The sequence below is a fragment of the Micromonospora sp. NPDC050276 genome (assembly GCF_044459545.1).
Classification (GTDB): Bacteria; Actinomycetota; Actinomycetes; order Mycobacteriales; family Micromonosporaceae; genus Micromonospora.
The window spans coordinates 117,571-130,769 of sequence record NZ_JBITJA010000013.1; the positions used below are offsets into that span (position 1 = coordinate 117,571).

General features: G+C 72.6%; 11 protein-coding genes. 8 read left to right on the top strand and 3 right to left on the bottom strand.

The window, feature by feature from the left end; all coding sequences use genetic code 11:
• Positions 1-5: 5 nt before the first annotated feature.
• Positions 6-1,115, bottom strand: a complete 1,110-nt coding sequence (locus ACIBF8_RS25495; RefSeq protein WP_396786179.1) for a winged helix DNA-binding domain-containing protein — start codon at positions 1,113-1,115, stop codon at positions 6-8.
• A 141-nt stretch (positions 1,116-1,256) separates the two neighbouring features.
• Between ACIBF8_RS25495 and ACIBF8_RS25500 the strand changes: the two genes are divergently transcribed.
• The 5 genes from ACIBF8_RS25500 (at position 1,257) to wrbA (ending at position 4,537) form a co-directional block, all read left to right on the top strand.
• Positions 1,257-1,649 (top strand): hypothetical protein, encoded by a 393-nt coding sequence (locus ACIBF8_RS25500; RefSeq protein WP_396786180.1) that lies wholly within the window; start codon positions 1,257-1,259, stop codon positions 1,647-1,649.
• 229 nt (positions 1,650-1,878) lie between these two features.
• Entirely contained in the window at positions 1,879-2,469 is a 591-nt protein-coding gene (locus tag ACIBF8_RS25505) for a TetR/AcrR family transcriptional regulator (protein ID WP_396786181.1), read from the top strand.
• Positions 2,470-2,502: 33 nt separating this feature from the next.
• Positions 2,503-3,261, top strand: coding sequence for a HipA family kinase (locus tag ACIBF8_RS25510; protein WP_396786182.1), 759 nt, complete (start codon positions 2,503-2,505; stop codon positions 3,259-3,261).
• Positions 3,258-3,626 carry a DUF3037 domain-containing protein gene (locus ACIBF8_RS25515; RefSeq protein WP_396786183.1) on the top strand — a complete coding sequence of 123 codons (369 nt, stop codon included), beginning with the start codon at positions 3,258-3,260 and terminating at the stop codon, positions 3,624-3,626. Before ACIBF8_RS25510 ends, ACIBF8_RS25515 begins: the two co-directional genes overlap by 4 nt.
• A 293-nt stretch (positions 3,627-3,919) precedes the next feature.
• On the top strand, positions 3,920-4,537 hold the full coding sequence (wrbA, locus tag ACIBF8_RS25520) for an NAD(P)H:quinone oxidoreductase (RefSeq protein ID WP_396786184.1): 618 nt from the start codon (positions 3,920-3,922) through the stop codon (positions 4,535-4,537).
• 87 nt (positions 4,538-4,624) lie between these two features.
• Here wrbA and ACIBF8_RS25525 read toward each other — a convergent pair whose 3' ends face one another.
• A complete protein-coding gene (locus ACIBF8_RS25525; RefSeq protein ID WP_396786185.1) occupies positions 4,625-6,544 on the bottom strand; it encodes an anthranilate synthase family protein in 1,920 nt (639 codons plus the stop codon).
• 206 nt (positions 6,545-6,750) lie between these two features.
• Between ACIBF8_RS25525 and ACIBF8_RS25530 the strand changes: the two genes are divergently transcribed.
• The 3 genes from ACIBF8_RS25530 to ACIBF8_RS25540 all read left to right on the top strand — a co-directional run bounded on the left by ACIBF8_RS25530 (position 6,751) and on the right by ACIBF8_RS25540 (position 11,222).
• The gene (locus ACIBF8_RS25530) at positions 6,751-8,163 is read left to right on the top strand and encodes an FGGY family carbohydrate kinase (RefSeq protein WP_396786187.1); all 1,413 of its coding nucleotides are present in this window, start codon (positions 6,751-6,753) and stop codon (positions 8,161-8,163) included.
• Positions 8,164-8,262: 99 nt separating this feature from the next.
• The gene (locus tag ACIBF8_RS25535; protein WP_396786188.1) at positions 8,263-10,803 is read left to right on the top strand and encodes a nitrate- and nitrite sensing domain-containing protein; all 2,541 of its coding nucleotides are present in this window, start codon (positions 8,263-8,265) and stop codon (positions 10,801-10,803) included.
• Between the two features lie 5 nt (positions 10,804-10,808).
• A complete protein-coding gene (locus ACIBF8_RS25540) occupies positions 10,809-11,222 on the top strand; it encodes a roadblock/LC7 domain-containing protein (RefSeq protein ID WP_334505462.1) in 414 nt (137 codons plus the stop codon).
• 80 nt (positions 11,223-11,302) lie between these two features.
• Here ACIBF8_RS25540 and ACIBF8_RS25545 read toward each other — a convergent pair whose 3' ends face one another.
• Complete coding sequence (locus ACIBF8_RS25545) at positions 11,303-12,646, bottom strand: GH1 family beta-glucosidase (protein WP_396786190.1); 1,344 nt, start codon at positions 12,644-12,646, stop codon at positions 11,303-11,305.
• Positions 12,647-13,199 lie beyond the last annotated feature (553 nt).

Below are 13,199 nucleotides of genomic sequence, written 5' to 3' on the forward strand. Positions count from 1 at the left end.
CAGAGTCAGGTCAACCACTCGAAGCGGGGCGGCAGCCCGAGGTAGTCGGCGTACCGCTCCAGGGCCTGCTCCACCCGGGCGCGCGCGGTGGCGCGCAGCGGTGTCAGCGGCTGGATCGTCACGGTGACCGCCGACCGGCCGATCCGGCGTTTCCACACCCCCACCACGCGGCCGGCGCGCACCACGGTGGCCTGGAAGATCCCGTTGTTGCCGGGGACGACCGCAGCCTGGTGGGCGGGGTCGAGCATCAGCGCGCGGTCTCGGTAGCCGAGCAGATATTCGTCGAAGCCGGGCAGCGCCAAGATCTCGTCGACCGGGGTGCGCGGCGCGTCGGTCAGCGCGGCGTCGACGTACATCGACTCACCGTCGACCCGTACCGTGCTCAGCGCGTCGCCGGCCGCGGCCAGGCCGTGCCGTGCGTCGGTCAGCGTGAGGCCGCTCCAGCTGGCGAACTCCCGGTCGGTGACCGGGCCGTGCCCGCGGACGTAGCGGTGGGCCAGCACGGCGAGCGCCTCGGCCCGATCCAGGCGGCGTGACGCCGGTGCCCACTCGTCGAGCAGGGCGAAGGTCTGGTCGGTGCCGACGTTCGGTGCCACGCAGGTCACCCCGCGAACACTCGCGTACCACAGCAGGTGGTAGCCGCGCTGGCCGTCGGTGCCCAGCCCGGCCTCCCGCAGGGTGGCCAGGCACTGCGCCCGGGTGAGCCGGCCGCCGCCGGCCAGGGCGGCACCGAGGACGTCCACCGCCCGGTCGGCGTCGACGTCGGAGAGCCCGAGCTGCGCCCGGCGGGTGGCCGCACCGGCCAGCGAGCGGACACCGGTCAGCTCCAGCATCCAACGGGCGTCGGCCGGTGGGACGAGGTGCACGGTGCCTCGCATCGGCCAGGTGCGCAGCGCCTCGCGCCGTTCCAAGGCCTCCTGCACGTCGGCCACGCTTCGCCCGGGCAGTCGGGCACCCAGCGACCACATGCCGCTGGCCAGGTCCTGTGCCTGCATCGCACCGAACCACTCGACCACCTCGGCGACCGTGTCGGGCCGGCCCCCCGGGTGTGGGCGTAACAGCAGGCTGGTCATCCGCAGCGCCAGCACTTCGGCCGCGCTGAGGTCGGAAGGCATCGCCACGCTCCTTTCCGGTGGCCGGGCCGCCAGCCTAGGGCCGTCCACCGACAAGATCGCGGCGTTGGCAGGCTTAACGCCGGTCGACGTGGGAAAACGCCCGCCGAAAGTACGCGCGCCGCGCGTGCGGAAGGGAGTCTCATGACTGCCGCAAGCGAGCCGGCCCGGGGTGCCGGCGTATCGGCCGGGTCCCGGACGCATCGGGGGGACGCCCGCGCGAAGACGAGCGCGGCCGCCACCTTCGCACTGGTCTTCGGCGTCGCCGGCCTGCTCAGCGTCCTGACCGCCATCCTGGCCTGGATCGGGCTGGTGCTGGGCATCATCGGGATCATCCTCGGCATCGTCGGCCTGAAGATGGCCGCGCGGCCCGGGGTGACCGGTCGGGGCGTGGCCATCGGCGGCCTGGTGTTGAGCATCCTGGCGGTGCTGATCGGTCTGGGCCTCGCCGCGGGCATCACCACCTTCGTCAACAACGAGAGCGCGGTGGACCGCCTCCAGCAGCAGGTCGACGACCTGCGGGACAGGCTCGACTGACCACGGCCCGGTGGGTGGGGGGCCACGGCGTGCCGCTGGCCCCCCACCGCAGGGACTACTTGGACTCGACCCGTCCGATCGCGTCGACTCCCGATTGCTGACGTGGAACCGGCACGGCTGGTGCCGGGCAGGAAGTCCCTGCTTCCGCTACAGTCGAAGCGGATCGCCGTTCCACTAATATACGGAACGCTGATCCGCTTTGCCAACCGTCTGCGCGAAGGAGAGCCCGGTGTCGGCGACGAGCCAGTCCCCGCAGGTACCGGCCCGGGGCAAACGGGCCGACGCGCTGCGCAACCAGCAGACGCTCGTCGCTGCCGCCGCCTCGGTGTTCGTCACCTCCGGCGTCGAAGCGCCGATCCGGGAGATCGCGGCCCGGGCCGGGGTCGGCATCGGAACGATCTACCGGCACTTCCCGACCCGGGCGGATCTCGTCGTCGCCGTCTACCGCCACCAGGTGGAAGCCTGCGCCGAGGCCGGCCCGGACCTGCTGGCCAGCGCCCACTCCCCGTTCACCGCGCTCCGCCAGTGGGTCGACCTCTTCACCGACTTCCTCGTGACCAAGCACGGGTTGGCCAACGCGCTGCAATCGGACACCGGCGGCTTCGACGCGCTGCACACCTACTTCCTCGACCACCTCGTGCCGGTCTGCGCGCAGCTGCTCGACGCCTCGGTCGACTCCGGCGAGATCACACCCGGCACGGGCCCCTACGAACTGATGCGCGGCATCGGCAACCTCTGCATCGGCCGCGACAATGACCCGGACTACGACCCTCGCCGCCTCGTCGACCTGCTGCTACGCGGTCTCCAGCGGTCACGGTGACCGGCTCTCGGAGATCACAGTAGGGTTGGCGGCGTGCTCCGCCAGGTCACCGCGATCCGCTACGTCACCCCGCTGCGCGAGGGTGGGTCGCTGCCGGGCGTGGTGGAGGCCGACGACCTGGGCACGTACGTGGCGAAGTTCCGGGGCGCCGGGCAGGGCCCCAAGGCGCTCGTCGCCGAGGTGATCTGCGGTGAGCTGGCCCGCCGCCTGGAGCTGCGCGTACCGCCGCTGGTCGTGCTCGACATCGACCCGGTGATCGGGCGGGCGGAGCCCGACCAGGAGGTGCAGGAGCTGCTCCGCAACAGCGGCGGCGCCAACCTGGGGATGGACTTTCTGCCCGGGGCGCTGGGCTTCGACCCGGTCGCACACCCCGTCAACCCGACGCTGGCGTCGCGGGTGCTGTGGTTCGACGCGTACGTGGAGAACGTCGACCGGAGCTGGCGCAACCCCAACCTGCTCGTATGGCACCGGGAGCTGTGGCTCATCGACCACGGCGCCTCGCTGTACTTCCACCACAACTGGCCGCGTTCCGAGGCCGCCGTGCACCGGGCCTACCGGGCCGACGACCACGTGCTCGCCCCGTACGCCGACCGGCTCGCCGAGGCCGACGCCGAGCTGGCCCCACGGGTCACCCCGGACCTGCTCGCCGAGGTGCTGGCGCTGGTGCCGGCGCAGTGGCTGACCGCCGCCGACTTCGACTCGGCGGACGAGGCGCGTGCCGCGTACGTGGCGCACCTGTCCCGCCGGGTCGCCCGGCCGGCGGACTGGCTGCCGACAGGGAGCATGGCGTGAGGCATCCCTTCGAGTACGCGACGATCCGGCTGGTGCCCCGCATCGAGCGCGGCGAGCAGATCAACGTCGGGGTGTTGCTCTACTGCCAGCAGCGCGACTTCCTGGCCGCGCGGACCCACCTGGACGCCGACCGGGTCCGCGCGCTCGCGGCCGACATCGACCTGCCGGCGGTGGCCGCGGTGCTCGACTCCTGGGACCGGACCTGCTCGGGTGACGGGCCAGCGACCCGGATGCGGCTCGGTGAGCGGTTCCACTGGCTGGCCGCGCCGCGCAGCACGATGATCCAGACAGGGCCGGTGCACACCGGTCTCACCGCCGACCCGGCGGCCGAACTGGACCGGCTGATGGCGACCCTGGTCCACTGAGCCAAGGCGGGGGCGCGGGAGCCGTGCTGCTCCCCTGATCGCGCTACGCCAGCGCCGTTGCCGGCGGAGCGCGATCCCCCGTTCAGGTGCCCGGTGCGGGGCGGCGGCGTGATCCCGCCGGCACCGATGGCATCAGGATCGCCGTCCGCGCGCGGCCCCGGGCCGGAACGACCGGGAAGTTGCGGAAAACTTGAGCCGGCGGGCCGATACGTGAGCGGCCGGGCGCCGCCGTTAGAGCCTGTCCGCAGCGGGTAGTCGCGGGAGCTGATCCGAGACGAGAAGGGGACACTCTGATGGCTGCCCAGACCAAGGTAGCGGTGATCTACTACAGCGCCACCGGCACCACCTACCAGATGGCGCAGGCCGTGTGTGAGGCCGCCGGGGACGCCGGTGCCGACGTGCGCCTGCGCAAGGTGCGCGAGCTGGCGCCGGACGAGGCGATCCGCTCCAACTCGGGTTGGCAGGCGCACCACCTGGAGACCCAGGATGTGCCCGAGGCGATGCTCGACGACCTCTCCTGGGCCGACGTGGTGATCCTCGGCGCGCCCACCCGGTACGGCATGATCGCCGCCCAGCTGAAGCAGTTCATCGACACCACCGGCCCGCTCTGGTCCCAGGGCGCCCTAGCCAACAAGGTCTACTCCGCCTTCACCTCGACGGGCACCGCACACGGGGGGCAGGAGACCACGCTGACCTCGCTCTTCAGCGTCTTCTATCACTGGGGCGGTGTGGTGGTCACCCCCGGTTACACCGACACCAGCCAGTTCATCGCCGGCAACCCGTACGGCGCCTCGCACACCAGCAACAACGGGGAGATCGCCCCGGACTCCGTGGCGCTCGGGGCCTGCGCGCTCACCGCCCGTCGCGCCGTGCTGCTGGGGACCGCGTTGAAGGCGGGACTGTCCGGCTGACCGGCGACGGCGACCGGTGGCGCGGGCGGGGGCTCTCGGCCCGTCCACGCCACCGGTCGATCCAGCCCTACCCCCGAGCCACGGCGACTATGCGCGTCCCGGCGTCGCGGACAACTCGTCCCGAAGCGGTGCCGGCAGCAGGTCGGTCAACAGCTCGGCCAGCACGGTGAGTCCGTCCGGGCTGAGCACCGACTCCGCGTGGAACTGCACCCCGGCGAAGCCGTGCCCCCGCAGGGCGTGCACGGCGCCGTCACCCGGGTCGCGGGCCAGCTCCACCGGCCCGTACCCGGTCGCCAGCCGATCGGCCTCGGCGCGGGCGGTGAACGTCGAGTAGAACCCGACCCGGCGGGTCCGGCCGAACAGCGACACCTCCCGCTGCAACCCCTGATAGGGCGCCTCCCGGCGGTGCAGCGCCAGCCCCAGCAGCCCGGCCAGCACCTGGTGGCCGAGGCAGACCGCGAGGGCGGGACGGCCGGTCGCCAGCAGCTCGGTCAGCAGTGTCCGCAACGCCACCATCTTCGGCTCGTCCGCCCGAGGGTCGCCCGGCCCGGGACCGGCCACCACCAGGTCGTAGGCGTCGACCGGGCCGTACCCGTGCCACGGCCGGGTGGTCACCGCGAGACCCAACGCGCCCAGTTGGTGAGCCAACATCCCGGTGAAGGTGTCCTCGGCGTCCACGATCAACACCCGCCGGCCGACCAGCCCGGGCAGTCCGGGCGCGTCCGGTGCCCGCTGATCCAGCCAGAACCGCGCCAGCGGTGCGTTCCGGGCGGCCAGCGCGTCGCGTACCGCCGGGTCGTCGGCCAGCCGCGCGACCGGCCCGCGGTCGCCGACGGGCGCCGCCGGCCCGAGACCGAGCGCGGCCAGCACACCGGCGGCCTTGGCGTGCGTCTCGGCGACCTCGCCGGCCGCCGTCGAGTGGCGGACCAGGGTCGCGCCGACCGGCACCCGCAGTCGGCCGGTGGGGGAGATCTCGGCGGTACGGATCAGGATCGGGGCGTCGAGCGTCTGCCGGCCGGCCTCGTCGTGGCCGAGCAGGGCCAGCACACCGGCGTAGTAGCCCCGGCCCCGGCGCTCGTGCCGGGCGATCACCCGGCAGGCGTTCTCCATCGGGCTGCCGGTGACAGTGGGGGCGAACATCGTCTCCAGCAGCACCTCCCGCACGTCCCGGGTGCCCCGCCCGGCGAGCAGGTACTCGGTGTGCGCCAGGTGCGACATCTCCTTCAGGTACGGGCCGATCACCTGCCCACCGCGCTCGGCGACGGTGGCCATCATCTTCAGCTCCTCGTCGAGCACCATGTACAGCTCCTCGACCTCCTTCGGGTCGGCGAGGAAGCGCAGCAGGGCCGCCCGGTCCGCGATGCCACCGGGGCACCGGAAGGTGCCACTAATCGGGTTCATCATCACCAGACCGTCGTCGACGCTGACGTGTCGCTCCGGGCTGGCTCCGACCAGCGTCCGGGTGCCGGTGTGCAGCACGAACGTCCAGTACGCGCCGCGTTCGGCGAGCAGCAGCCGGCGCAGCGCCGCCAGCGCGGCCCCCAGCGGCGAGCCCTGCACGGTGGCGTGCAGGGCGCGGTGGATGACGAAGTTCGCGCCCTCGCCGCGACCGATCTCCTCGGACAGCACCCGCTGCACGGTCCGCGCGTACTCCTCGTCGCTGACGTCGAAGCCGGCGTCGACGGTGCGCACCGGTTCGTCGGGCAGCGCGGCGAGCACGTCGACCAGCGCGAACCGCCGGTGCTCGCGGACCTGGAGGAACTCCAGCGGGGCGCCGTCGTCGACGCAGGCGAAACCGCGCTCGGTGATCTGCCGGTACGGCACCAGGGCCAGCGTCCGCGCCCCGGGCGGGCCGGGCGGCAGCGGAATGTCGGTGAGCCGTTCGGCGGTGTCGACCGGGCCGGTGAACAGGTCCAGTTCGTCGGCGCCCTCGCGGCGCAGCAGCGCGAAGGGGCCGGGGTCGACGCCGTGTGCGACGGCGGCGAGCAGGTCGGTCAGGTGGGTCATCGGGAGTCTCCGTCGGGCTGGGCGTCGCCGTCGTGGCGGCCCTCCGGCCGGGAGATCCGGCGACCGCCTCGATGGCGGCCGCGTGGATGGAGCTACGCGCGGGGGATGGCCGCCGGGTCGGCGGGCCACCAACTGGTCAGATGCGCGAGCATGCGATCCACCCTACGCGCCCGTCGCCCGGCTGACACCGGGTAACTTGACCGTCGATGAACATTCTCGCGCTCGACCTCGGCACCTCGTCGGTACGCGGGCTGGTGCTGGACGCGGACACCCAGCCGCTGCCCGGCGCCCTGGCCCGCCGCAAGGTCGACCTCGCCATCGGCGACGACGGCACCGGCACGCTGTCCGGTCGCGACTATCTCGCGTCCCTGGTCGAGTGCCTGGACGAGCTGGCCGGCGCGGGCCACCTGCACGACGTCGGCCTGGTGGCGGTCTCCGCCCAGTGGCATTCGGTGCTTCCGCTGGACCGCGACGGCGCCCCGATGGGCCCGGTGATCACCTGGCTGGACACCCGACCCGCGCCAGTCGGCGGCACCGCCGGGCCGGCCGACCCGGATGGCTTCCACCAACGCACCGGCTGTTGGTGGCACCGCTCGTACTGGTCGATGCGGTTGCCCTGGGTGCGCGAGCAGTGCGGCACCCCGATCGCCCGGTTCGTCGGCCTGCCCGAGTACGTGCTCGGCGAGCTGCTCGACACGGCACCCATGTCGATCTCCCAGGCCTCCGGGACCGGCCTACTGGACCTGCGCACCCTGCGCTGGGACGAGGAGGCGTTGGCGCTGGCCGGGGCACGACCACAGGATCTGCCGCCCCTCGGCGAGCTGGACTGGCACGGTCGGCTCCGGGTCGACCTGGCCCGTCGATGGCCGCAGTTGGCGCAGGCCCGGTGGACACCGCCGGTCGGCGACGGCGGGGCGTCGAACGTCGGCTCGGGCTGCGTCGACCCGAGCCGGGCCGCCGTCACCGTGGGCACCTCCGCGGCCGTACGGCTGATGCAGCGGATTCCGGCCGGTGAACCGATGCCCCGCCTCCCCGAACGGCTGTGGCGTTACCGGGTCGACCACGACCACGTGGTGACCGGGTCCGCGTACGCCAACGGGGGCAACCTCTTCGCCTGGGCGAACCGGGAGCTGCGGTTGCCCCAGGGCGCCGAGCTGGACGCGGCGCTGGCGCTGGTGCCGGCGGGCGGTGGCCGACCGGCGGATCCGCGTTTCGGTGGTGACCGGGCTCCTGGCCTGGCACCGGCGGGCAGCGGTCAGTTGAACGGCCTCAGCTTCAGCACCACCGCCGTCGACATTCTGGCGGGGCTGATGCAGGGGTTGTGTGAGCTGGTCGCCGAGGATCTCGGGGTGCTGGAGTCCACGATCGACAAACCGGTCGGTGTGGTGCTGGGCGGCGGCGCGGTGGCCGCCTCGGTGTGGTGGCGGCAGGCCTTCGCCACCGCGCTCGCACCGCGGCCGGTGTCGCACCAACGCAACCCGGAAATCGGCGCCACCGGTGCCGCGCTGGTGGCGCTGGGGCGGTTCGGTGACGCAATCGGGCTCGCCGACATCGGCCGGACGGACGAGCTGGTTTTGCCGACCACGGCAGGACGTTCCCACCCGCAGTATCCTTCCTGAACCTCGGCCTCGCCCGGGCCGTTGACAGCGGTACCGAGCCTGGTTGGATGGACTGCGCTCCCCGTACCGCGGTGGACGCGGTAGGACGGAGGAGGCAGGGTGGCGGCAGGTCCCGACCCGGCGAACGGCGCGGTGTCGAACCACCGCCGGCGCCGCTTCGACGTCCGAGTCGTTCCGCACCGGCGGCGGTCCCCGTTCCGGTTGCGCGACTGGCGGATGAGCACCAAGCTCGCCACCGTGCTGGTGGTCCCGTCGATGGCGTTCCTCCTGCTCGCCGGGGTGCAGACCAGCACGCTGGTGGGGCAGACGACGGCGTTGAACGACTTCTCCAGCCAGGTCGGCATCGGCCGGCAGATCACCGCCGCGGTGCACCAGCTCCAACAGGAGCGTGACCGCTCGGCGGGGGAGCTGGGTGAGCTGCGCAAGGGTGGCGACCGGCAGACCGCGGCGGCCGACCTGAAGCCGTTGCAGGCGGCCACCGACAAGGCCATCGTGGACCTCAGCCGGGCCGCCGAGCCGCTGGCGGACGCGGACGCGTCCTGGCGGGTCGCCTTCTCCGAGGCGCTGGAGGCGTACGACCAGGTGGTCGACATCCGCTCGGCGATTCCGCCGGCGGTGCTCAGCAGCGAGACCATCCTGGGCAACTACCACCGGGCCATCGGCGCGTTGCTCGACCTGCTCGCCGAGCCGAAGCCTGGTCAGAACCAACCGGCGTTGAACGACGCGGTGCTGCGCTACGTCCAGCTGGCCCGGGTGAAGGAACTCTCCTCCCGGGTGCGGGCCCAGCTCTACGCCGCCGCCCGCGCCGGTGGGTACGGCACCGAGGACCGGGTGATCCTCGCCGACCTGCGCGGCCAGCAGCTCACCGCGCTCGGCGCGTTCCGGGTGGCGGCCACCAGCGAGCAGATCCGCCGCTACGACGAGACCTCGGTGTCCCCGATGTTCCTGGTCGCCACCGGGCTGGAGGAGCGCAGCCTGTCGTCCGGCGGCGCGTCGCCGCAGGTGCTGCCGTCGGAGCAGTGGTGGTCGGCCAGCCAGCAGCGTCAGGAGCTGCTGCGCCAGCTGGAGGCGGGCGTGCTGGACGACGCCGTACGGCAGGCCGACGAGGCTAGCAGCGGCCAGCTGCGCACGACCCTGCTGGTCGTCGGCGGGGTCGTCACGGTCCTGCTGGTCGCCCTACTGATCTCGTTGCTCATCGGGCGGTCGGTCGCCCGGTCGATGCGGCTGCTGCGCAGCCAGGCGCTGCGGATCGCGCAGGTCGAGTTGCCGGACGCACTGGACCGCCTGAAGACCGTCACCGGCGGGGTGCCCCGCATCGACGTCGCGCCGGCGGTGGTCCGCTCGCTCGACGAGATCGGCGAGCTGGCCGAAGCGTTCGTGGCGGTGCACCGCAGCGCGGTCACCGTCGCCGTCGAGCAGGCGCTCATGCGGCGCAACGTCAACGCGATGTTCGTCAACCTGGCCCGGCGCAGCCAGGTGCTGGTGGAGCGCCAGCTGGAGCTGCTGGACGACCTGGAGCGCGAGGAGAGCGACCCGGACCAGCTGGAGAACCTGTTCAAGCTCGATCACCTGGCCGCTCGGATGCGTCGTAACGACGAGAGCCTGTTGGTGCTGGCCGGCACCGATTCCACCCGTCGGTGGAACCGGCCGGTCAGCCTGGGTGCGGTGCTGCTGGCCGCCGCCGCCGAGATCGAGCAGTACCAGCGGGTCCGGATCGAGTCGGTGGCCGACGTGCACGTGGTCGGGCACGCTGTCGGCGAGTTGGTGCACCTGCTGGCCGAGCTGCTGGAGAACGCCACGGCCTTCTCCCGCCCGGACACCGTCGTGGTGGTGACCGCCCGGGTCGAGGCGGGTGCCCTGCTGATCGAGATCGTCGACCGTGGCCTGGGGATGAGCCCGGCCGCGCTGGTCCAGGCGAACGAGGTCTTGGCCAGCCCGCCGGACGCGGACGTCGCGGCGGTGGAACGGATGGGGCTCTTCGTGGTCAGCCACCTCGCCGCTCGGCTGGGCGTGCGGGTACGGCTGGACGGCGGCGAGGATGGCCTGGTCGCCCGGCTCGCCCTGCCCGCGCTGTTGCTGGCCCCGGCGGGCGCGGTGGAGCTGGATGCGCCACCGCCGGCTCGGATGCTGGCGACGAGCGCGGCTCGGGGGGTGGTGGCCGCCCAGTCCGGCGCCGTCCGGGGGGCCCGTGCCCCGGGGCCGAGCGTCGCGGAGCGGGATCTGCCGGTGGCCGGCCGTCCTCCGGGCGTCGCGGTGCCGCGGCAGGGCCGTCCGGTGCCCGTGCGCGCCGAGGACGTGTTGACCCCGGCTGTTGCCCGGGGCGACGGTGGAGGCTGGTGGTCGCGGCAGGGCCCGTCGACGCCGGCTGTGCCCGCCCCGGCGGCGCCGCCGACCATTCCGGTGACCGCCGGTACGAATGAGCGGGGCTTGCCGGTGCGGGTGCCGATGGCGCAGTTGAGCGCGGTCACCCGTTCGGCACAACCGATGTCGGCACCGATCCGCACCGACCCGGACCCGGAGGCGGTCGGCGGCATGCTCTCGCGGCTCTACAGCGGAGTGCGGCGCGCCGAGGCCGAAGACACCACCGAGATACCCGTGCCACCGTCCGGGGGGCACAACGAAGGGGGACGACGACAGTGACGACGTTGAGCCAGGAGGCGCGTGACCTGAGCTGGCTGGTGAGCGCGTTCGCGGAGCGGGTGCCGGGGGTGGCACACGCGGTGGTGGTCTCCTCCGACGGGCTGCTGGTGGCGATCTCCGATCACCTGCCCCGCGACAACGCGGACAAGCTCGCCGCGGTGACGTCCGGGCTGATGAGCATCACCGCGGGCGCGGCCCAGATGTTCGACGGCGATATCGTCAAGCAGACGGTGGTCGAGATGGGCCGGGGCTACTTCCTGGTGATGCAGATCCGCGATGGTTCGATCCTGGCCACGCTGGCCGCCGGCGATGCGGACATCGGCGTGGTCGGTTACGAGATGGCCCGGTTGGCCAAGCAGGCGGGGGAGATGCTCACGCCGGCCCTGCGGGCCGAGTTGCAGCAGGCGTTGCCCCGCTGAGTGCGCCGGCCGAGGCCCGGACGGTCACCGGCTCACCGCAGCCGAGCCGTCCGGGCCCGGCCGTCCGGGTGGCGGCGCCTTCAGAAACCGCCGTCGGCGATGACGGAGCGGTACCAGGTGGCGCTGCTCTTGAGCACCCGCCGCTGGGTCGGGTAGTCCACGTAGACCAGGCCCCAGCGCTGCTCGTAGCCCTGGTCCCACTCGAAGTTGTCCAGCAGTGACCAGACGTGGAAGCTCTCCAGCGGCACCCCGTCGGCGATGGCCCGGTGCGCGGCGGTGAGGTGATCGCGTAGGAAGCTGATCCGGCCGCTGTCGTGGACGGTGTCGTCCGCGGCCAGGGTGTCCGGTGTGGGCAGCCCGTTCTCGGTGATGGTCAGCGGGATTGGGCCGTAGTCGCGGGTGATGCGGGTCAGCAGGTCGTACATCCCCTCGGGGTAGATCTGCTGCCACTCGGCCTCGGAGGTCGCCCAGCGATGCGCGGTGCCGCCGTCGGCGGTGACGTAGATCGGGGTGTAGTACTGCACGGCCAGCAGGTCGATCGGCGCGGCGATGATCTTGAGGTCGCCGTCGCGGATGCCCTGTACCATCCGGCTCTGCGGGCCCAGGTCGGCCAGTAGGTCTTCCGGGTAGCTGCCCTTGAGCAGGGAGTCGAGGTAGAGACGGTTCTCGTAGCCGTCGTAGAGGCGGGCGGCCGCGGCAGCCTGCGGGGAGTCGTCGGCGGGGTAGCAGGGGTGCAGGTTGAGCGCGGGGCCGATCCGGCTGTCGCTGCCGGTGGCCCGTAGCGCGCCGACGGCCAGCCCGTGTGCGAGTTGCAGGTGGTGGGCGACCAGGTAGGCGGCGTCCGGGTCTTGCCGGCCGGGGGCGTGGTGGCCGGTGAGGTAGCCGTTCTGCACCACGGTCTTGGGTTCGTTGATGGTGAGCCAGACCGGCACCCGGTCGCCGAGGGCGCGGAAGACCGCGTCGGCGTAGTCGGCGAAGCGGTAGGCGGTGTCGCGCGACTCCCAACCGTTGGCGTCCTGGAGTGCCTGCGGGAGGTCCCAGTGGAACAGGGTGGCCATCGGGGTGATCCCGCGTTCGTGCAGGCCGTCGATGAGGCGCCGGTAGAAGTCGAGCCCACGCTGGTTGGGCGCACCCGCACCGTCGGGCTGGATTCGGGGCCAGGAGATGGAGAAGCGGTAGCTGCGCAACCCGAGGTCGCGCATGAGGTCGAGGTCCTCGGCGTAGCGGTGGTAGTGGTCGGCGGCCACGTCGCCGGTGTCGCCGTTGCGGGTGCGCCCTGGCACGCGACTGAACGTGTCCCAGACCGACTCGCCGCGCCCGTCTTCCTTGGCGGCGCCCTCGATCTGGTACGCGGAGGTTGCCGCGCCCCAGCCGAAATTGTCCGGGAAGCGCAGCGGGCCGGCGGGCCCGATAGGTATCGACATGGATTCTCCTCATGGATACGGGGCCACCGCCGAAGATTCGGGAGCGCTCCCATGATAGGGCAGGCGCTGCCGGCCGGTCAGCCGGCCGTCGTGTCGGCCGGCGCTGGCGGATGGGAGGCGGATGTGGCCCCGAGCAGCGAACGAGGCCGTCCGGGCGGCGCGGCGCGCCTGTCCCGTCGGCCTCTTTTCCTATCGTGTACGGGGGTTTAGTGTGGGGACGGGGGAGGGCAACCCCCGTCCCCACCGTAACTGCACACACACGGGCGGAATTTGGGTCCTGCCGTGCGTGTCGCGCGGGAGCCGGGCCACGCGAGTGGCTGTGGTTCCACCTCCCTCCGTGTGGCGGGACGATGGCTGACGACGGCGTCCGGGCTGGCCCGTCGTCGGCCCTCGGTCTGGTTCCCCGGGCCCGTCAGAGACGACCCCGGCGATCTTCTTGTTGGAACCTTGTCGATGGAAGCGCTCCCATCGACCGATGTTGCGACTGTAACGCCCGTCACGCCTTTGTGAAAGCCCCAAAACGAGATCGAAACAAGGAGCTGCTTCGGCGCTC